The sequence below is a fragment of the Enterococcus faecalis genome (assembly GCF_029024925.1).
GTDB lineage: Bacteria > Bacillota > Bacilli > Lactobacillales > Enterococcaceae > Enterococcus > Enterococcus faecalis.
This window is the reverse complement of record NZ_CP118962.1, coordinates 2580687-2601246: the sequence shown is the minus strand read 5'-3', so window position 1 is coordinate 2601246 and position 20560 is coordinate 2580687. Positions and strand designations below refer to the sequence as shown.

General features: G+C 37.5%; 23 protein-coding genes and 1 pseudogene. 18 read left to right on the top strand and 6 right to left on the bottom strand.

Annotation, left to right across the window (positions count from 1 at the left end):
* Positions 1–55 precede the first annotated feature (55 nt).
* On the top strand, positions 56–286 hold the full coding sequence (locus tag PYW42_RS12895) for a hypothetical protein (protein ID WP_002385239.1): 231 nt from the start codon (positions 56–58) through the stop codon (positions 284–286).
* Positions 287–333: 47 nt separating this feature from the next.
* Here PYW42_RS12895 and PYW42_RS12890 read toward each other — a convergent pair whose 3' ends face one another.
* Positions 334–1068 (bottom strand): class A sortase, encoded by a 735-nt coding sequence (locus PYW42_RS12890; RefSeq protein ID WP_002354994.1) that lies wholly within the window; start codon positions 1066–1068, stop codon positions 334–336.
* Positions 1069–1301: 233 nt separating this feature from the next.
* On the opposite strand from PYW42_RS12890, the pseudogene PYW42_RS12885 reads away from it, so the two are divergent.
* The 3 genes and pseudogenes from PYW42_RS12885 (at position 1302) to thiT (ending at position 3554) form a co-directional block, all read left to right on the top strand.
* A pseudogene (locus tag PYW42_RS12885) lies at positions 1302–2086 on the top strand (hypothetical protein).
* A gap of 76 nt (positions 2087–2162) precedes the next feature.
* Positions 2163–2816 (top strand): PepSY domain-containing protein, encoded by a 654-nt coding sequence (locus tag PYW42_RS12880; protein WP_002411424.1) that lies wholly within the window; start codon positions 2163–2165, stop codon positions 2814–2816.
* Positions 2817–2978: 162 nt separating this feature from the next.
* On the top strand, positions 2979–3554 hold the full coding sequence (gene thiT, locus PYW42_RS12875; RefSeq protein WP_002354998.1) for an energy-coupled thiamine transporter ThiT: 576 nt from the start codon (positions 2979–2981) through the stop codon (positions 3552–3554).
* 119 nt (positions 3555–3673) lie between these two features.
* On the opposite strand, the gene PYW42_RS12870 is transcribed toward thiT, so the two are convergent.
* On the bottom strand, positions 3674–4036 hold the full coding sequence (locus PYW42_RS12870; RefSeq protein WP_002354999.1) for a hypothetical protein: 363 nt from the start codon (positions 4034–4036) through the stop codon (positions 3674–3676).
* A gap of 216 nt (positions 4037–4252) precedes the next feature.
* On the opposite strand from PYW42_RS12870, the gene PYW42_RS12865 reads away from it, so the two are divergent.
* Positions 4253–5029: a peptidase C39 family protein gene (locus PYW42_RS12865; protein ID WP_002372856.1), complete on the top strand. Its 777-nt coding sequence runs from the start codon at positions 4253–4255 to the stop codon at positions 5027–5029.
* Between the two features lie 76 nt (positions 5030–5105).
* Positions 5106–5657, top strand: a complete 552-nt coding sequence (locus PYW42_RS12860; RefSeq protein ID WP_002389459.1) for a DNA-3-methyladenine glycosylase I — start codon at positions 5106–5108, stop codon at positions 5655–5657.
* Between the two features lie 68 nt (positions 5658–5725).
* Here the strand turns inward: PYW42_RS12860 and PYW42_RS12855 are convergent, their stop codons facing one another.
* Positions 5726–6478, bottom strand: a complete 753-nt coding sequence (locus PYW42_RS12855; RefSeq protein ID WP_002365331.1) for a MurR/RpiR family transcriptional regulator — start codon at positions 6476–6478, stop codon at positions 5726–5728.
* 144 nt (positions 6479–6622) lie between these two features.
* Between PYW42_RS12855 and PYW42_RS12850 the strand changes: the two genes are divergently transcribed.
* The 7 genes from PYW42_RS12850 (at position 6623) to PYW42_RS12820 (ending at position 12509) form a co-directional block, all read left to right on the top strand.
* A complete protein-coding gene (locus tag PYW42_RS12850) occupies positions 6623–7438 on the top strand; it encodes a carbohydrate deacetylase (RefSeq protein WP_002411425.1) in 816 nt (271 codons plus the stop codon).
* Positions 7439–7524: 86 nt separating this feature from the next.
* Complete coding sequence (locus PYW42_RS12845) at positions 7525–8619, top strand: acyltransferase family protein (protein ID WP_002411426.1); 1095 nt, start codon at positions 7525–7527, stop codon at positions 8617–8619.
* 146 nt (positions 8620–8765) lie between these two features.
* Positions 8766–9203, top strand: coding sequence for a PTS sugar transporter subunit IIA (locus PYW42_RS12840; RefSeq protein ID WP_002389445.1), 438 nt, complete (start codon positions 8766–8768; stop codon positions 9201–9203).
* 26 nt (positions 9204–9229) lie between these two features.
* On the top strand, positions 9230–9706 hold the full coding sequence (gene agaV / locus PYW42_RS12835; protein ID WP_002389436.1) for a PTS N-acetylgalactosamine transporter subunit IIB: 477 nt from the start codon (positions 9230–9232) through the stop codon (positions 9704–9706).
* Positions 9707–9751: 45 nt separating this feature from the next.
* Positions 9752–10903, top strand: coding sequence for an N-acetylglucosamine-6-phosphate deacetylase (nagA, locus tag PYW42_RS12830; protein WP_002386286.1), 1152 nt, complete (start codon positions 9752–9754; stop codon positions 10901–10903).
* Positions 10904–10927: 24 nt separating this feature from the next.
* Complete coding sequence (agaW, locus tag PYW42_RS12825; protein ID WP_002365326.1) at positions 10928–11701, top strand: PTS N-acetylgalactosamine transporter subunit IIC; 774 nt, start codon at positions 10928–10930, stop codon at positions 11699–11701.
* Entirely contained in the window at positions 11673–12509 is an 837-nt protein-coding gene (locus PYW42_RS12820) for a PTS system mannose/fructose/sorbose family transporter subunit IID (RefSeq protein ID WP_002396861.1), read from the top strand. The genes agaW and PYW42_RS12820 overlap by 29 nt, the downstream gene beginning before the upstream one ends.
* Before the next feature lie 66 nt (positions 12510–12575).
* On the opposite strand, the gene PYW42_RS12815 is transcribed toward PYW42_RS12820, so the two are convergent.
* Together PYW42_RS12815 and PYW42_RS12810 are read right to left on the bottom strand one after the other, a co-directional pair.
* Positions 12576–14231: a peptide ABC transporter substrate-binding protein gene (locus tag PYW42_RS12815; protein WP_002389392.1), complete on the bottom strand. Its 1656-nt coding sequence runs from the start codon at positions 14229–14231 to the stop codon at positions 12576–12578.
* Between the two features lie 318 nt (positions 14232–14549).
* On the bottom strand, positions 14550–14891 hold the full coding sequence (locus PYW42_RS12810) for a PepSY domain-containing protein (RefSeq protein ID WP_002355012.1): 342 nt from the start codon (positions 14889–14891) through the stop codon (positions 14550–14552).
* 306 nt (positions 14892–15197) lie between these two features.
* Here PYW42_RS12810 and pepA point away from each other — a divergent pair, with 306 nt between their 5' ends.
* The 4 genes from pepA to ytpR all read left to right on the top strand — a co-directional run bounded on the left by pepA (position 15198) and on the right by ytpR (position 18034).
* Positions 15198–16274 (top strand): glutamyl aminopeptidase, encoded by a 1077-nt coding sequence (pepA, locus tag PYW42_RS12805; protein ID WP_002389404.1) that lies wholly within the window; start codon positions 15198–15200, stop codon positions 16272–16274.
* Positions 16275–16285: 11 nt separating this feature from the next.
* Positions 16286–16600, top strand: coding sequence for a thioredoxin family protein (locus PYW42_RS12800; RefSeq protein WP_002355015.1), 315 nt, complete (start codon positions 16286–16288; stop codon positions 16598–16600).
* Positions 16601–16747: 147 nt separating this feature from the next.
* Positions 16748–17203: a universal stress protein gene (locus PYW42_RS12795; protein ID WP_002385249.1), complete on the top strand. Its 456-nt coding sequence runs from the start codon at positions 16748–16750 to the stop codon at positions 17201–17203.
* A gap of 210 nt (positions 17204–17413) precedes the next feature.
* On the top strand, positions 17414–18034 hold the full coding sequence (ytpR, locus tag PYW42_RS12790; RefSeq protein WP_002361057.1) for a YtpR family tRNA-binding protein: 621 nt from the start codon (positions 17414–17416) through the stop codon (positions 18032–18034).
* Between the two features lie 46 nt (positions 18035–18080).
* Here ytpR and PYW42_RS12785 read toward each other — a convergent pair whose 3' ends face one another.
* On the bottom strand, positions 18081–19379 hold the full coding sequence (locus PYW42_RS12785; RefSeq protein WP_010709051.1) for a S1C family serine protease: 1299 nt from the start codon (positions 19377–19379) through the stop codon (positions 18081–18083).
* Between the two features lie 400 nt (positions 19380–19779).
* On the opposite strand from PYW42_RS12785, the gene rlmH reads away from it, so the two are divergent.
* Positions 19780–20259 carry a 23S rRNA (pseudouridine(1915)-N(3))-methyltransferase RlmH gene (rlmH, locus tag PYW42_RS12780; protein WP_002355021.1) on the top strand — a complete coding sequence of 160 codons (480 nt, stop codon included), beginning with the start codon at positions 19780–19782 and terminating at the stop codon, positions 20257–20259.
* Positions 20260–20560: the final 301 nt, after the last annotated feature.

The following is a 20560-nucleotide window of genomic DNA, read 5'->3' as shown; positions in this document are numbered from 1 at the left end:
TGGTACAATAGTGTTAACAAATTGTTCAGGGAAAAAGAGACAGGAGGGAAGTAAGATGAACAGTAGTTATTTATCCTATGTTTTTGAATTGAGTTTGTATTATTTATTGTTGATAATGAGTCTGCCGCTAGTGTATGCTGTCACGTATCATTTATCTTTTAGTAGTATGTATACAAGTGAATGGTTAATGATCTCTGTTTTCTTATCTCCGTTAGTTTTATTATTTGCAGGTATTCGTTATGGTTTTGCTCGTCTGAAACAGCAAGAACGCCAAGTGATGAAATAAAGCAAAAAATCCTTGAAAAGTGTCAAAACTTTTCAAGGATTTTTTTATTAAGCCACCCAATCGGCTAAGGTTTTTTGCTCCAATTGGAAAGCCTTTAACATATCGTCGTTGGCGTCTTTAATAGGCGTCGTTGCTGCTAATGTTCCTTGAACAGCAATTCGCGTCGTTGCTTGTAAATCGCCACAGGTAATTAAGGTAATCATATTTTGACCAGGAACGTCATCAATTAACTCAACACGGGTTGGTTCGATTTTTTCTACAGAAGTTATTTTGTATGTATAAACAGTAGATAAATCAGTGATATAAATGAGTTCGTCTTTTTTGGTTCTTTCTAAAGGTGAAAATAAGGAAACGCCATCTTCCGTTCGATGACTAGCCAAGGCATAATTGTTTTTCCCCATGACTTGATCTTCTTTCATGGTCCCGGCACCAGTTAATAAAGCGACATTGGACAATCCTTTAAAAATGGGCAAATTAATTTCGACACTTGGTATCGCAATGGCACCAATCACAGGTAAGTTTTTGTTTTCAAATTGGGCTTTCATCACCGCTTCTGTGCTCAAGGACTCAACTGAATCAAAGTCAAACGTTGTTTCACGAGCCATATTTTTCTTCACATCAGCTGGTTTCAACTTGCTAACGGCGTACGAGCGGCTATTTTGTTGAACCACCCAACTACGTATCTGATTGTTAAAAATTAAGGCTAAGCCAATGATAAATAGTAAAACTAATAAACTGTTGATTAACCAATTTTTTCCTCTTTTTTTCTCTTTTGGGCGCATATTTTCCCTCCTTTTAATGTATCAAGTTTACCACAATTTATTTGAAAAACCTATTTATTTTCTTTGGGGAATAGGTAAGCTGGCCGGACCTTAATTTAATAAAAAACAACTGAATCGATTGATTTTTCAAAAAAATCCTCATTTTGTAATGGAATTTTAAAGTAAAAGAAACAAGCTTTTCTTTTGAAAATATTGTAAAATGGTAAGGAGGCTAGTAGAGGGGAGATGGGAATTTGCTTGATTTAATTTATGTACATATAGATGTAACCAGCAACGCGGTTTTATCTAAAGGAATTACCCATTCCGATTTTGTTCGTTCAATTGTGCATCATCCACAGAACTTACTATTATTAGATCCTTCTGCCGAAGCTGGCGAATACGATATGCATTCAGGCTTGAAAATTATTCGCGGAGAAGAAAGCGTCAATCGCTATTTTCAATCGCTACAACGTCGTTGGATGACTGAAGAGATTAAATGGATTGACTTTTCCGATGTGACGATGCTAAAAGAGCTAACGCCATTAGAAATTTCGGAACTTCTTTATTTTGGACACATGAAGAATAGTTTGCATTCGCCTTTCTTTTATAAGCTACAAAATGATTTTGTCTTTTTTGAATTTGCAGATCAGATGACGCGTGTCTATTATCGTTATATTGATGAATTTTATCGAATCTTTGCTGATAAAATTACACGTGTTGTTTTAGAGAAAGTCAACCAGAAAAAGGCCTTCTTTAAACGAATACGCCTGTCGAAAAATTAAGTCCTGAATTACTTAAAAATATGAAAGGTATCTTGCAAGAAGGTGTTATTTTTTGCTTCCAACAAACGGAAGTGGATAAAGAAGAATATCGGATTCCTATTTACTTGGTGGAAGATTCACTTAGCAAGATGAAAAATACCTCTTACCAAAAAGAAGAAATTTTGGCAACGCTTGTCTATAATAGTGAAAAACGCATTTGGCACATTGAACAAGAGAATGATTTCGGTGAAATTTTTATGTTGGCCCATGAAGGCTGAGAGAGCTCTAACTTTATCAACTAAAGTAGGGCTTTTTTTGTAGCTATGATTTGGATGAGAAATCAAGTATAATAAAATGATAAAAAGGAAAGAAGGTTGTTTAATGAAAAAAATACTCTATGGCTCTATGACTGGCTTGGCACTCTTTTTGGTAGCTGGCTGTACACCCAAAACGCCTACTGCTGTTTCATCAACAAATGAACAAAAAGAAACAGCAATATCAACTAGTGAAACAAGTTCATCCGTACAACAAGAAGCAACGACGACATCAGAGAAGACAAGTGCGGTGGCTGTCTCTTTAGAAAAAGTAACGACAGCATTTGAGAAAAAATATCCAGAAGCTAAAATAACAAGTCTGCAGTTAGATACAGATTTTGGACGTTATTTTTATGAAATAGAAGGCGTGGATCAGCAAAAAGAATATCAAGTTGAAGTGAACGCAGAAACAGGCGAATTCACAAAAGAAAAAGTCGAAACCTTGGATGCCGATGAACAAAATGGCGTTAAAATGCAAGAAGAGGCACTTGATTTAACAAATATCATTTCCAGAGAACAAGCCACAACCTTGGCTGAAAAAGAAGCGAAAGTCGGCCAGGCAACAGATTGGAAGTTAGAGAAAGAATTAGGAATCACCTATTGGGAAGTGAAAGTGAAAGAGGGCCAACAAAAAATAGAGGTAAAAATCGATGCTCATTCTGGTAAAATTTTGACAACTGAGCGGGACGATTAATGGATAAAAAGTAGCTGGCATGCGTTTGAGTAGGAGTTGATTCCCTTAAATGCTGATCAGCTATTTTTTTGCTTGTTCGACAAACGTGTTTTTCTAAAGTCCCTATGGTAAAATAACGATGTATTAGTGGTTGAGAGCGTCAGAACATAGGAGGAAATTTGTTTGGCTAGAAAAATGGATTTACGTATTTGGGTAGAAGGAACAGTCGTCGCAGCAATGGCAATGGCCCTCTCTTTTTTACCGATTGAATTTGCCAATAGTGGCTTGGACCTATCGTTGGGAATGGTCCCATTAGTTCTTTATTCGTTTCGTCGTGGGTTGCTTCCTGGAGTTGCAGCAGGCTTTGTTTGGGGCATGTTAAATATTATTCTCGGTACAGCCATGAAAAATTTCTTGTCCGTTCCGCAGATTATTTTTGAATATCCCTTTGCTTTTGCGTTTGGAGGAATGGGTGGCGTATTCGCTAGAAAAATTCAACTGTATTTTCAAGCGAATCGTTTAAAATCAGCCATTCGTACGATTATTTTAGGAAGTGTTGTCGCAGTCTTCGCCCGCTGGTTTTGGCATTTTTGGGCGGGTGTATTGGTTTGGGGCATGTATGCACCAGAAGGAATGAGCCCATATCTCTATTCCTTTGTTCTAAACGGTACAAGTACCGTCGTCAATTGTTTATATGTAAGTCTAGTTCTAGGCTTATTGGCAAAAGTAGCACCGCAATTATTTGTTCCTAAGAAATAAGTTGAGTCCTAAGTCAGAAGTTTCATGGGATTTTGACTAAAGTCATAAATAAAAGAAACCACCAACCTGCAATCGCCAGGGTTGGTGGTTTCCATTTATTTTATAAAGACTTCAATATTCTAGTGAATTTGACGTTGGTGACGATTGGCTAACGTGCTGACTTTCATGACAGAAGCAACAGGAATCATGCGCAACTGTTGTTCATCCGTTTGTAAACGAACAACGATATTGTCCGAAATATTTTTTGAGACAATCCAGCCGATCACCGTTTCGAATTTATGCGCTGTAGGGACTTCTTTCAATTGTAAGACCACTAAGGATTTTTGGGCGGCAGCGACTTGGAGCTCTTGTAAAAGCGCACTGCGTTCCTTTTCTTTATTCTTTTGATCTTGAGAATCTTCTAAAAATGCCGAAAAGAAATGTTGGGAAGAGAGCGTAATCAGTTTAGAAATGCTCTTGATGGTAGCTTTATGTTGATCCATTCTTCTGCCTCCTTTACGAATAAAATAGAATAAAACTCAAATGACTAATTACCTGTATTTTACCTAATTTTGTGATAAAATTCAAGAAAATATGTTCGCCTTCAATAATTATGAGAATTTACCAACGTTTCTGTTTTTCGAAAAAGAAAGTAGTATAATGTGTGAGCATATAAGAAATACATAAGATTATCGGATGTAGTCAATAGATAGAAAAGGATGAATAGTATGTCAAAAAAACCATCAGGTTACCAAAAAAAAGTTCTCACGGTGTTGTTGGTATCGTTTGGCTTTGGCGGGTTGTTAGCGCAGTTTTCGCCGATGAAATCAGGTGGGTTTTCAAGTTGGTTTGATGATTCATATGTCAAAGCTAGTGCTGAATCAAGTAAAACAAAAGAACCAGCACCAGTTAAAATTGAGAAAAAAGTCAAACCTTTAAGCTATGGACAACAGGTCAATCAAGAAATTGAAAAGAAGCAATATGATGGACATCTGGATTTGCCGTTAGAATTGCAGACAGATGCTAAATGGAAAGACACCGCATACGGATTTGGCAATGTGGATAAGCCGAATACAATCGAAATTAATGGCTGTGCGATTGTATCGCTTGCAATGGTTGGTTCATACATGGATCACCAAGAAGTTACCCCTCTGGATGTGTTAGCTTGGGCAAAAAATGACTTCTTTATGGAAGGGCAAGGGACGGCGTGGTCTATTTTTAGTGCATATGCTGAAATGAAAGGCTATAACTGTCAAGAAATTGGGGATATTGAAACAGTGGCAGCTTTCTTGAAGGAAGGTCATCCAGTCATTATTTCTGTAAAACCGGGCTATTTCACTACAACTGGTCACATTATGGTGATGAGTGGTGTGGATGAAAAAGGCGATTTCTGGATTAATGATCCAAACGATTCAGAAGAAAAGGGCCATTCAAAACGGACATTTACAGCCGAAGAAGTGATGAATGAAGCGTTAAACTTCTGGGCATTTTATTAGGAATAAGAAAAGGTGTGGAACAACAGGCAGTACCCTTTGTTCGCATCTTTCTTAGCAAATAAAAGGAGGCAGGACAATGGAGCGATGTACTTGGGCAACGGATACAACTGAAGAGATGCAAGCCTATCATGATGATGAATGGGGACGTCCAGTTCATGAAGAGCAACAGTTATTTGAGTTATTGACCTTGGAAAGTATGCAAGCAGGCTTAAGCTGGGCGATTATTTTGAATAAACGAGAAACGCTTAGAGCAGCTTATGATGCGTTTGATTATCGGAAAATTGCGCGATATGATGAGGAAAAAATTTTAGCTTTACTAGCAAATCCTGGTGTGATTCGTCATCGTTTAAAAATTCAAGCGACCATTACGAATGCGCAAGTTTTTCAAGAAATTCAGGCAGAATTTGGCTCCTTTGATCGCTACCTCTGGAACTTTATCGATCAGCAACCAATCGTTAATCACTGGCAGCACCCAGAAGAGGTTCCAGCCTCCACGGAATTATCGCAACAGATTAGTCGAGCGTTAAAAAAACGAGGATTTAAATTTTTAGGTGCCACGACAGTCTATTCCTTTTTACAGGCGGCGGGATTGGTGAATGATCATTTAGAAACGTGTCAGTATAAATAAGTATAGAAGAATTAAAAAGGAAGGAACTAGCAAAACGAATGGCTAGTTCCTTCCTTTTTTTGCAGTGATTATGGACACTCATTTAACATCGTTGAAACAGTTTTCGCCAACTTTTCTATTAAGAATAGTGCAGGTAGTTGGGACGTTACGTCTGCAATGGAACTTTTCTCGGTTGTTATATAGTAGGGGATCGTGACTGTTGAAAGTTGAGCAATCGTACTTTTTTCACTATTTGTAATAGCAATTACATCAATCCCCATTTCGATAAAATAATCAATATTTTGCCGGACTTTTTGTGTTTCACCCGAAACTGATAAGGCGATAACACCCACTTTTTTAGCCGTTTCTTCGGATAATTTGCTAACGGGATGGGAAAAAAGGTGGGATACAGAAGCAGATAAATTATAGATACTGGAAAAATAAATTTCACCAAATTCAGCTAGGACTTTGGACGTTCCTTCGCCAATAAAAAGAACAAATTCTTTTTTTGCCAGCAATTCCGCGGCTTGAACAATCCGTCCTTCTAATAATTCTTCTGATGAGCGTTGTAAAAAATGAATCAGCATTGTTTCATCTAAAGATTTTGGTTGGGCTGTTTTTTTTCGTTCGCTTAGATAATTCTTCAATTTAAATTTAAAATCTGTATAGCCTTCACACTCGAATTTTTGACAAAAACGCCAGATTGCCGTTTTACTGAAATGAATTTCATCTGCTAATTCTCGAATTGTCATATAAGGAACTTTTTCAATATTGTGGCTAATATACTTGTAAATCTCTAATTCTGTTGGATTTAATTGTGGATCATAGGTTAAAAACAGCATGCTGATCCCTCCTGTCGTTTGTGAACGTAATGTCCTTTTTTAGGGACATGGTCTTATTTGTAGATTATAGCACTCAATCAGAAAACTAGCTATAAAAAAAGGCGCTACTTAGCTACAATCAATTAGAGAAACAACTAAAAATTCATGAAACAGAAGAGAGAGTGGGGAAAAATGAGCAATAAAAAATTAATTATCAACGCTGATGATTTTGGTTACACGCCAGCGGTAACGCAAGGAATCATTGAAGCACACAAACGTGGCGTGGTTACTTCAACAACTGCATTACCAACTTCTCCTTATTTTTTAGAGGCCATGGAGAGTGCTCGAATCAGTGCACCGACTTTAGCTATCGGTGTCCATTTAACATTGACATTGAACCAAGCAAAACCTATTTTACCTCGAGAAATGGTTACTTCCTTAGTAGATGAAGCTGGTTATTTTTGGCATCAATCGATTTTTGAAGAAAAAGTCAATTTAGAAGAGGTTTATAACGAATGGGATGCTCAAATTATTTCATTTATGAAAAGTGGTAGACGCCCTGATCATATTGATTCTCATCATAACGTTCATGGAAAAAATGAAAAGTTATTAGGTGTGGCTTTGGCACTTGCTCGCAAATATCAATTACCTTTACGTAACGCTTCAAGAAGTATTGAAACAAAAGACTATTTAGAGTTATATCAGGATGTTCGCACGCCAGATGAAATGTTGTACCAATTTTATGACAAGGCGATTTCAACTGAAACCATCTTGCAATTGCTTGATATGGTTGTTTGTAGTGAAGGAGAGGTCTTTGAAATCAATTGTCATCCTGCGTTTATCGATACTATTTTACAAAAGCAATCAGGGTATTGTATGCCTCGAATTCGTGAAGTGGAAATATTAACGTCCCAAGAAGTCAAAGAAGCGATTGAAGAACGCGGCATCTTGTTAGCCAATTATGAATCGCTAGCAATGTAAATCAAAGAAGCGTGAATAGCGTGTGAGTAAGTTCTTAATCCGAGCGCTTACTTACACGCTAAATTATTGAAAGAAAGAGGACGTACATGAGTAAAGAACAACCAATAAATCTGAATATCAGCGATTTTTTAAAAGTTTTCGCTGTAGCATCAGTTATTTTACAAACGGTTTTATCATATGTGTTGACACATTCTCCGCAAACGGAAGCAATGAATTCAATCGGTAGTTTTTACCGAATGTCTAAATATTCGGCACCCATGTTTATTTTTGCAATTATTTACAACATGGTGTTAAAGAGTCAAGCTGAATCGTATCTTGAATTTTTAAAGGAAAAATTTTATGAATTGGTGCTTCCTTATGTGGTCTGGTCCAGTCTCTATCTATACGCTTTTCCTAGTTTACAACAACGAATGCCCTATGAAACGCCCCTAGGATTTCTAGGAAAAGTTCTCAGTGGTGATGGCGCGGCACATCTATGGTATGCCGTAATGATGTTGCAATTCCAATTATTTATGCCGTATTTTATTTGGTTGGCAACCAGAATTACAAAAAACAAAAAAGTGATTTTACCAATTGTCTTTTTTACAATCGGTGCGCATATCCTTTGGTGCTTCTGGTACCAGAAAATGATTTTTCCATATGCAGAAACTTCTCTTTGGTACTTAATAGATCGTTCAGGGCTTAGTTATCTCATTTATGGTATTTTCGGGGTCATCGCAGCGAAGTATCAGGGGGCAATTTTTACTTTCTTAAAAAAGACGAGGGTGGCGCTATTTTTGTTATTTCTTTTTATTTTTTGGCAGGCAGTCCAAGGGAATTTATTTGATGGAACACAGATGACACCGAACGATCTACCTTATTTGGAGCTTCTTCAAAGTGCCTATAGTTTACTGATTATCGGGTTGGTTTTTTATTTGGGAACACAAGGAATAGCCAAAAAGATTCGTCTTTTACCAATGGTTAAATGGATAGCCACTTATGCGTATCGTAGTTATTTAGCGAATGTTTTTGTTTTTCAATTGGTCTTGAAACTGGTCCATCCGTTTTTAACCAATCAACCAGTCAGCTTGGTTATTCTTGTGTTGTATATGGGTACATTTGTTGGCTCGTTTGGGTTAACGGTTGTAATCGAGCATTTTTTCAAAAGCATATTTAAGTTGGGACGCCTTGTATCTGTATAGGGACATGTTCTTAAATAGAAATCATCGTCCAAAATCATGGGAAAGCATACTCAATTGTTACAAGAATTGTTACACTCTTTGAGGAATAAGTTCTGCTTATCCAATTAAATAGTAAGCTCAGTAAATAGTTAGGGGAGAAAGAATAAATGATAGGTCTTATTTTAACGGGACATGGAGTATTTTCAACTGGAATGCATCAATCAGTTAGTATGATTGCAGGAGAACAACCAAATATTCAGGCGGTCCCTTTTTTCAATGATACAGGGCTTGATGTATTAGAGTCAAACATTCGTAAAGCCGTTGACTCTATGCTGGAGACGTGTCCAGCAGTGGTCATTTTAACTGATCTTTTAGGGGGTACACCGTTTAGAATTTCAATGACTGTCGCAAGTAATTATCAAAATGTTGAAGTGTTAGCAGGAACAAATTTACCGATGGTTCTTGAAGGATTTGCATTACGCACAATCAGCACGAACGTAGAAGATTTTGTTTCAATGGTCACAGATTCAGCCAGAGATGGGATTGTTCATAAAAAACTAGAACAACCACAAGCAAATACTCAAGAAGAAGCAGACGGAATTTAACCAATTAGAAAAGAGGAGGAAGCACTATGCCGAATATTTTATTAACAAGAATTGATAATCGCTTGATTCATGGTCAAGTCGCAACACAATGGAACGGTTCTTTAGGCGCCAACTTAATTTTAGTCGCAAATGATGCAATTTCTGAGGATACAATGCGCCAACAATTGTTAAACATGGCGGCCCCTGCAGAAGTACAAACCCGTTTTTTTTCCATTAAGAAAACGATTGAGGTCATTCATAAAGCCTCAGAAAGACAAAAGATTTTTCTGTTAGTTGATAATCCTGTTGATGCATTGCGCTTGGTAGACGGTGGTGTGCCAATTGAAAAATTAAACATTGGTAATATGCATATGGAAGAAGGCAAAAAACAAGTAGCTACCGCTGTTGCCGTTAATAAAACAGATGTAGACGCCTTTAAAAAGCTACAAGAATTAGGTGTTAAACTTTCGATTCAACGTGTACCGTCAACGCCAGAAGAAAGTTTAGATGCATTATTTTCATAAAAAAGTAATGTTGGACAATAATTTTGAAGAGAAGAAGTGGGAAGAATGATTATTCAAAGTAAAAACGTATGGATTAACGAACAATTTCAACCAGCTCAAGTTGAAGTGTCAGAACAACGAATTGTTGCAATTCTACCGTACAATGAAAAAGCTGTCGACAAAGAATACGGAGAAAAGCGCATTCTTCCAGGATTTATTGATATTCATGATCATGGTTGGCATGGTGGGGATGCCAATCATGCCAATCATGAATTTATCAAAGAGTGGCAAGCTTACCTTCCAGAAGAAGGGATTACAGCTTTTTTACCAACAACGTCAACAACATTTCCAAAAGACTTGGAACATTCATTTGAAGTGATTGGTTCATTTATTGAGGAAGACCAAGGAACCAACGGAGCACAAATCTTAGGGATTCATGCGGAAGGACCAATGATTTCTGAAGAATTTCGTGGCTCTCATAATCCAGAGTTATTAGTAAAACCATCCGTTGAGACATTTAAAAAATGGCAAGAGTTGGCAAAAGGGCACATAAAATTAATGACGTTGGCACCAGAAAATGATGTAGAGAATGCCTTGACTACATATTGTCATGAACATGATGTAGTCATTTCAATTGGCCATACGGCTGCAACCTATGAACAAGCAATGGCAGCTGTCGAAGCAGGTGCAAAAAGTTTTACCCATACGTTTAATGGAATGGAAGATATCAGTCACCGGAAACCAACCGCAGTAGTTGCTGCTTTGGATAGTGAGGAAACGTTTGCTGAAATTATTGCTGATGGGGTACATGTTGATTATTCATTAGTACGTGTGTTAGCCAAACTAAAAGGCAAGGACTATTTAATTGCTGTGACAGATTCTATCTGGGCCAAAGGGTGTCAACCAGGCGTTTATCCAAAACCAGAAAAAGGGATTGAAATGGTTATTGATGAACAAAATGTGGTCCGTTTAGCGAATGGCAAGTTAGCTGGAAGTACGAACCATTTAAATAATATGGTTCGCAACCTTGTTGAAAAAGCATTACTTCCAGAAGTGATTGCTATTAATTCAGTCACGAAAAATCCAGCTCGTTTGTTGAATGTGAACGAATCTATGGGAGAAATCAAACTAGGGCTTTTAGGTAATTTTACAATTATTGATGAGAAATACGAAGTGCTAGAAACCTTAGTAAATGGTGAAACAGTTTATAAAAAGTAGACGAAGTCTAATAGGAGGAAAAAAATGTTAGTACAGGCAATTTTGGTAGGAATTTGGGCTGGGATAGCAGGGGTCGATAAGCTTGTCTTACAGACACATATTCATCGTCCGATTGTTACAGGGCTGATTGTTGGTTTAATATTGGGAGATGTCAACACAGGGTTAATCACTGGAGCAACGCTAGAGTTAGTTTGGATTGGTGCAGTAGCAATCGGCGGTGCGCAACCACCCAACGTAGTAATTGGGGGAGTTATTGGAACAGCGTTAGCAATTATCACAAAATCTGATCCACAAGTGACCGTAGGGTTGGCTGTTCCTTTCGCAGTTGCAGCGCAAGCGTTAATTACCTTGTTATATACAGCGATGTCACCAATTATGCATAAATTTGATGCTTATGCAAAAAAAGCAGATACAAGAGGCATCGAAAGAATGTCTAGTTTTTTACCAATCGTTTTATTCATTTGTTATTTTTTTGTAGTATTTTTATGTATTTTCTTTGGTGCTGATAAAGCATCTAGTTTCATTTCTATTCTACCCGAATGGAGTATTCATGGCTTGAGCGTTGCAGGTGGTATGATGCCAGCAGTAGGTTTCGCCATGTTATTAAAAACGATGTGGGAAACATCCTACGTACCGTTCTTTATTTTTGGGTTTGTTATGGCTGCCTATTTAGGATTAGATACATTAGCGGTTGCAGGTTTAGCTGTCGCAATTGCTTTATATGAATTTTACGCACAAAGAAATAATACAGTCACTGCATCAAATAATAATGGAGGGTTTGAAGAAGATGGCATCTGAAGAAACATATAATGATACGATATCCGAAAAAGTAATAACAAAAAAAGAGTTAAAAAAAATAATGTTCCGTTCGTATCTGCTACAATCTTCATTTAATTATGAAAGAATGCAAGCAGGCGGCTGGACCTACTCATTAATTCCAGGATTGAAAAAGATTCATCGTGATAAAGAAGACTTAGCTCTTTCTTTGGAAAATCATTTACAATTTATGAACACGAATCCACAATTAGTGACGTTCATGCATGGTGTGATTATTGCAATGGAAGAGTCAAAAGAATCACCAAAATCCATTCAAGCGATTAAAACAGCGTTGATGGGCCCGTTAGGCGGAATTGGGGATGCGCTATTTTATTTAACCGTTTTGCCGATTGCAGCAGCGATTGGTTCACAACTATCATTAGAAGGCAATATCTTAGGACCAATTGTTTTCTTGTTGTTATTTAATATTCCGTATATGGCTGCCAAAATTGGGTTAATTAATCTAGGTTATAAAATGGGTGTCAAAGCAATTTCAGTTTTAAGCGAAAGTACTAAAAAATTATCTCGTTCAGCAACAATTGTAGGAATTTCCGTGGTGGGCGCGTTGATTCCGAAGAGTGTACAATTAACGACAACTTTTGTTTTTCGCTTGAAAGACACTAAGTTAGACCTTCAAACACAATTGTTTGATACAATCATGCCCAATTTATTACCTTTAGTGTTTACGCTGTTTTGTTTTATTATGTTGAAAAAAGGACGCACGCCGATTGCTTTAATTATTTTTACTGTGATTTTTGGGTTGTTAGGTTCTTTAATCGGGATTATATAAAAAAGATTTGGAACAATAGCCAAAATCGCTATTGTTCCAAATCTTTTTCTAAATTTAATCGAGTGATTATTCTTTATACGCCCACTTGAAGTCGTATTTAGCACCTGTTGGATGATAAATAATTTCTTTCACGTTTGGTGCACGTAAGTGTGATTCTGCTTTTTGGTAAATTGGCACAACACCCATATCAGCAATTACTGTTTTTTCAGCGTTGATTAGATCTTCCCAGCGTTTTTCAGGATCGTTAACATCTGTGGTTTTGGACGCAGCAATGAATTTATCGTATTCAGGATTGCTGTAACGTCCACGGTTATTAGAAGTTGAGCTTTCTAATAAATCTAAGAAGTTAATTGGGTCTGAATAGTCGGCACTCCAACCACGAACAGCGATTTGGAAATCCCCTTTTAAGGTACGATCTAAGCGAACAGCCATAGGGACAGGCGTCACAGTTACTTTTAAGCCTTCCAAAGTATCAGATAGTGATCCTTGAAGATATTCGCCCATTTTTTTAGCGCCTTCAGAGTCGTCTACCATTAAATCAACCGTTAAGTTGGAAACACCAAGTTCTTGTTTCGCTTTGTTCCAGTATTCCACAGCTTTTTTCTTGTCGTATTTGACTAATTTGTCGCTGCCGGCTTCTTTAACAAAGTCTTCACCCGTTTTTGGTGATTTCGCGACATCCACAGGAACGAAGCCTTGTGAAGGAAGAGAGCCATTAGCTAAAATATTTTTAGCTAATGAATCGCGATCGATGGCATAAGACATAGCACGACGTAAGTTTGCATTAGTCAATGGTGATTTTTCATCTGCTTGATTCATTTCTAAATAGAAAGAAGAAGCGGCTTTTAATTGGACCAAGTCAGGCGAGTTTTGCATTTGTTGAGCCAGTTCGCCAGATAAATACGTATCATCCACTTCACCAGTTTCATAAAGATTTAAGGCAGTTGGGGCTTCTTTCACCACGTTGATAGCGACTTTATCTAACTTGACCGTCTCTTTGTCCCAATATTCTTCATTTTTAGTTAGAGACCATTTAGTATCTGTTCCGGGACCATCAAACTCAGTTAGCGTAAAGGGACCATTGTAGACTGCTTTATCGCTACTCTTTGTATAATCTTTACCAAAACGTTCAACGATATCTTGACGTTGCGGCAAGAAAGAAGGGAAAGCCAATAAATCGTCAAAATATGGTGTTGCTGTTTCTAGAGTGATTTCTAATTCATGATCATTGATTGCTTTAATGCCCAATTCTTCTTTAGGTAGTTCCCCTTTAGAAATTTTTTCAGCATTTTTTACTGGTTCAAACATGTAGGCATATTCTGAAGCAGTGGCAGGATCCACTGTTCGTTGCCAACCGTAAACGTAATCTGCAGCAGTAACTGGTTTGCCATCAGACCATTTTGATTCTTCACGTAATTTAACTTTGTAAACTAAACCGTCTTCTGAAACAGTCGCTTTTTCGGCTGCACCAGCAGGCGCGGGTTTGTTGTCTTTATCTAAACGATAGATTCCTTCGTAGACATTATTTAAAGTGGTAAAACTCACTTCATCTGTCGCAAGGGACGGATCGGCACTAGGCATTTCTTGGGATTCAACCATTGTGTATACTTGGTTGTTGCTGCCGCCGTTGCTAGCTCCTTTATCGTCACTGCCACCGCCGCAGGCCGCTAAAGCTAAGCTTGATAATACAAGTAATGAAGTAAATAAAACAGATTTCTTCATTTGACACGCTCCTTTTCATTTTTAGCAATACTCTCAGTATAATGTAAAAATGAAAAGGAGAAATTAAAAAATCGTTAGAAATGATTATTCTTTTATCAATTTTTAAAAAATGTCTAATCTTTTTTATGAAAAAAGTGGACAAACGTTGATAAGTAAAGATTTGAGGTGATTTCCATGCAGAAAACATTCGATTTTTGAGTATTTATTCATCATTGATTTGATTTTTTTGACATAAAATAAACATCCCTTTTACAAAAAACAAATGAGAAGAAAAAAAGATTGTTACAAAAGCAAATAAGTGCTTTTGTAACAATCTTTTTAATCTTTTAATCGTTGGATGTCAATGACAGTTCCTGTGTAGGCATCTGCAGTGAATTCGTATTGAACAATGCCGTCGTCTTCAATGCGGCAAATTCCTCCAGTATACGTTTTGGAGTGGATGGCGAATTTCCGCAAGGGCTTTTTCTCAAACTCAATCCACGAACCTTCAATCGGTCCTTCTTTTAAAAAAGCAGCTTTTACATTTTCTAAGACGAGATCAGCGGAGATTGTTTTTTTCTTATGGTAGAACAAGGTTGAGGCAATGCCTCCTACTAAACCAAGACCAACGCCTAGCGCTAAGCCGCCTTTAAAGTATGTCAACTCATTTTCTTCGTTCATTTGTATGACCTCCCTTGGTCGGTTTCTGCTTACTATTACTTTTGTCAGTATCACTCTTATTTTACCATAGAGAAGGGGCCGCTGAGAAATAAAAAAAGTTTTTCAATCATTCTTTTAGGGCATTCTCATTGTCACGTTTAAAAAGAGAAAGCGATGTGCATTTTCTAGTATTTGCGTTATAATAAGAGTGAAATCATATGAAAGGAGTACCTATTTTTATCGACAGGATAAAGTGACTTTTTAGAGAAAAAGTGACGCTTGGTTGGCGTAATTTCCAACAAATCAAAAGCAATAGGACATACATCTATGGAAGAAAAAACATTTCAACGAATCAAGGAATTAACTGAATTACAAGGAACCAGCGGATTTGAAGACGACATTCGCGCGTACATGAAAGAACATATCACCCCGTTAGTGGACGATGTTCAATATGATGGTTTAGGTGGTATTTTTGGGATTAAACGTTCAAAAGTGGAAGCAGCGCCACGCGTAATGGTAGCAGCCCACATGGACGAAGTTGGCTTCATGTTAACTCAAATTAACGATAATGGTTTATTCCAAGTGGTTCCTTTAGGTGGCTGGAATCCCTATGTTGTTTCAGCACAACGTTTTACGTTAAAAACAAGTAAAGGGAACTATCCATGTATTTCTTCATCTATTCCGCCACACTTGTTGCGTGGTACGAGTGGTCAAAAACAATTAGAAGTCTCTGATGTGTTATTTGATGCAGGATTCTCTTCAAAAGAAGAAGCTAAAAGCTTTGGCGTTCGTCCAGGGGATTCCATTGTTCCACAAACAGAAACGATTAAAACAGCTAATGGCAAAAATATTATCAGTAAATCATGGGATAACCGCTATGGTTGTACGTTGGTATTAGATGCATTGGAAACGTTACAAAATGAAGAATTAGGCCACACATTAATTGCTGGAGCAAACGTACAAGAAGAAGTCGGTTTACGTGGTTCTAAACCATCTGTTCATAAATTTAATCCAGATATCTTCTTTGCGGTGGATTGTTCAGCGGCAGATGATATTCACACGAAAAAAGGGACATATGGTCATTTAGGTGAAGGAACGTTATTACGGATTTTCGACCCAGGTTTAATCACATTGCCTCGCTTGCGTGAATATTTATTGGATACAGCAGCGACACACAATATTCCGTATCAATATTTTGTTTCTAAAGGCGGAACGGATGCTGGGGCAGCGCACACAACTAATAATGGTGTACCAAGTACAGTCATCGGCGTTTGTGGTCGTTACATCCATACGCATCAAACAATGTTTAGTATTGCGGATTATGAAGCAGCGCGGGAAATGTTGTTACAAGCATTACGTGGCTTGGATAAATCAACAGTTAATACAATTGTTTACGGAAAGTAGAGGATGTTTAAATGATTTATCCCAATTCATTAGAAGAACTAGCAACTTATGTTGAAAAAGGTAAAAATGTTTTCTTCTTTACTGCTGATTGGTGCGGAGACTGTCGTTTCATTAAACCAGTCATGCCTGAAATTGAAGAAGCATTTCCAGCGTTTCAATTTATCGAAGTCGACCGTGATCAGTTTATTGACGTGGCTGCCGAGTGGAATATTTTTGGTATTCCGAGTTTTGTCGTAATTGAAAACGGTCAAGAGTTAGGACGCTTAGTAAATAAAGATCGAAAAACAAAAGAAGAAATCAGTGCATTTTTAACTAGCTTAGGCTAATTTTCATGAACCAGAGGAACCATTAAATTAAGAGAGAATCAGCTGGACAAAAGGGCGTTCTGCGCAAGGGTCCTAAATTCATTTTTGACTCTAGATTCTTAGTCAAAGAAGCCTTTTAGATCAGCCTCCATCGGGAAGGTGACGAAAATGGAAGAACAAATGTATAAAAATATTCTTGTCGGCGTAGACGGTAGTGATCAAGCTAATTTAGCTTATGAACGTGCAATTGAGGTTGCTCGTCGAAACGGAAGCCGAGTCATTGTTGCAAATATTTTAGAAAATCAAGTGTATACAATGATGGGGTATTCGACGTTAAATGATCAATTAATTGATCAAGAAACAGCCGCTGCGGAAGAATTAATGGCCGATTGTAAAAAGTATGCTGAAAGCGTTGATTTTCATAATGTTGAAACAGTTACCATGTTTGGTTCACCCAAAGAAGTCATGAGTCATGAATTACCTGAAAAATACAATGTTGATTTAATTATGGTGGGACAATCAGGATTAAACGCAGTCGAACGTGTGGTCATGGGAAGCGTCAGTAGCTACATTATTCGTCAAGCCCCTTGCGATGTCTTAATTGTTCACTCTGAAGAAAAATAAGCAAAAAAAGTTATTGATTGAATAGAGAGTTGACCCTACGTTTCTTTTGTTTTTTCAAAGGATCAGCGGCTTGTCACTCAAAATTGAGGACTTGGAGAATAAGTCGTAGCGACATATTTTCCAAGTCTTTTAGTTTTTCGACAAAAAAGTATGCACAAGGGGTCAATTTTTGATAAGATAAGACAGGAAAACGACAGAGGAGGAACAGAAATGATTTTTGCATATAACAAAGAACACGTTGGCGATGTCTTACTTGTCATCGTTGCGGACGATCAAGGTGCGGAAAACCAAGTAAAACGTGTCGGCGATGTGGCACGTGTAAGTTTAGTTGAGGCGCCAGAAACAGTGGTAGCTTGGAATATTTTCAATGCTTCAGCGCTTCTAGGTGACATTAATGGCACCGGCCAAGTGACTTTAACAGACGAACAAATCGAAAAAGTCAATACAGCGATTAAAGATGCGGGATTTTCAGAAACCCTTGAAAAAGACGACACCCCTAAAATTGTGGTTGGCTTTGTCAAATCATGTAAAAAACACCCAGATTCAGATCATTTATCTATCACACAAACAGAAGTAGACAACGGCGAAATCTTACAAATTGTTTGTGGCGCACCGAACATCAAAGCAGGACAAAAAGTAGTTGTGGCCAAACCAGGCGCAATGATGCCTGATGGTTTAATGATTTGGCCAGGGGTTTTACGTGGTGAAGAAAGTTTTGGAATGATTTGTTCAGCAAAAGAATTACGTTTACCAAATGCACCAGCTAAAAAAGGAATCTTAGAATTGCCTTTTGATGCAGAAGTTGGTTCTGCATTTGCGGTAGGAGAATAAAAGAAAGAAACGACCTGTTGTTTGAACAACAGGTCGTTTCTTTCTTTTATTGATTGCTGCGATTATTTTGTTGTGTTAAAGCTGATTTATCAATGGTTAAATCGATAGTTGCTTTCATTTCTTTAGAACCACGATAATAAGTCACTTCCATTTTGTCGCCAACTTTTTTCTTGTAAAGCGCGCTTTGTAAATCTGTAGTAGAGCTTACGTCTTGGCCGTCAACTTTCGTGATAACATCGTATTTTTCCAATCCAGCCTTTTCAGCAGGGGTCGCTGCTTCAACACCACGAACCACTACGCCAGTTTTTACAGAAGCTGGAATTTTTAAAATTTGTTCTTGTTGTTGTGAAGAGATACCTGTTAAATCAGACATCGTAATCCCGAGAGCTGGCCGCGTCACTTTACCATCTTTTTCTAATTGGTTGATAATGTTGACTACGTCATTACTTGGAATGGCAAAGCCCATCCCTTCAACGCTCACTTGACTAGTTGATTGCACAATTTTTACTGAGTTAATTCCAATGACTTGTCCTTGAATATTGATTAGTGGACCACCAGAGTTTCCTGGATTGATGGCAGCATCGGTTTGAATGGCATTAATATTGATGGTTTCACCAGACTCGTTTTTATTGGTAATATTTCTATTCACAGAAGAGATGATTCCTTGTGTGACAGAGTTAGCATAATCAGAGCCTAGAGGGGAACCAATTGCAATAGCAGGCTCACCGACTGTGATTTTACTAGAATTTCCAAACTCAGCGACTTGATCAACTTTGTCGGAAGAAATTTTAATCACGGCTAAATCCGTGTAAGCATCGGTTCCGACTAATTCGCCTTTCACTTTGGTACCATCAGATAAAACAACTTCCAATCCTTGCGCTTTATCTACGACGTGGTTATTTGTCACGACATAAGCCGTTTTACCATCTTTCTTATAAATAACCCCACTACCTTCACTGGCTGCTTCTAAATCGTTACCATTGTTGCCGGAAGAGTCTTGAGTACCTTCATTCCCACCGAACAATCCCCCAAAAGGATCATCTGCCGAAGAATTGTTGCTAGCACTTTGCATATTAATGACAGAAACCACAGAATTTTGAACTTTTTTCACGGCTTTTGTGACATCGCTAGACACATTGTAACTTACATTGCTGACTTTTGTGTCGCCGTGATTAGTGGATGTCGTCGTCGCCGCATTATTTCCGCCGTTGGGTGTGGGAATAATCCCAGAATAAGCGCCTCCTAGAATAAGGGCGCCACCAAGTAAGCCGCCAGCTAAACCAATCCCAAATTTTTGCAATAAACTTTTTTTATCTGAATTAGGTGTAACATCTTTTCGTTGCATAAAATAACCTCCCAATAAGTGCATCTGAATTTTCTATATTAAGTATATCTGTTTCCTACTCCTTTAGTCTATCGAATAGCTTTGAATTTTTTATGAACAACTTAGGGAAAAATTACAGAAAAAATACGAATGAAAAAGTTATACACAGAAAAATGTGAACAAATCGGGAATAACTCTGTGTACAGTTTTCAGAAAAGTTATCCACAGAATGTGGATAATGTGGACAAATCAGTGGCGAATATGTGTTTGTATTGAAAAAGCTGTTAAATAAAGTAATTTTTTAGTTTGTTCTGTGGATAACTCTGTGTATATGTGTATAAGTATGTGGAAACGTTGTGGAAAGTAGCCAAACTTCGTGCTAAAATAAGAAAGAAGAGAAAACGAGAAAGTAGTGGAATAGGTGAAAATTAAACTAGTAACAGTCGGAAAACTGAAAGAAAAATACCTGATTCAAGGCATTAATGAATATCTGAAACGTTTAAATAGCTATGCCAAGATGGAAATCATTGAAGTACCAGATGAAAAAGCCCCAGAAAAACTCAGTGACGCTGAAATGCTTCAAGTCAAAGAAAAAGAAGGCCAACGTATTTTGGGGAAAATTAATGACAACGAATACGTCTTTGTTTTAGCCATTAATGGCAAACAATTATCTAGTGAAGAATTTTCAAAAGAAATTGAACAATTAGGGATTAGTGGCAAAAGTAATCTAACCTTTGTCATTGGTGGCTCCTTAGGTCTCAGTGATTCAGTCCTTCAGCGAAGTAACCAACAAATTTCTTTTGGCCGCTTAACTTATCCACATCAGTTAATGCGTTTGGTATTAGTTGAACAAATTTATCGTGGTTTTCGGATTATGAAAGGGGAACCGTATCATAAATAGGAAGTAGGCTGGTTGCTCAGTAAGTTCTATGAATCAAGTCATTACTTGAAAAATATATGAAGTAAAATATCTTTAGTCTGTTTGTCTGATAGAAAATAAAAAAATTCAATCAAACTGGTTTGAGAGCAACGTTACCGTTCAAACAATAAATAAAAATGAGAGGAATGGCAAAAAACAATGGTCATTCCTCTCGTTTTTTCAAAAAAATTGTCCGATTGTTGTGCCTCAGAAACAGGTTCAGCACCCATAATTATTATTTTAAAATGAGAAAAAATTAAGGGATTATCATAAAAATCAATAT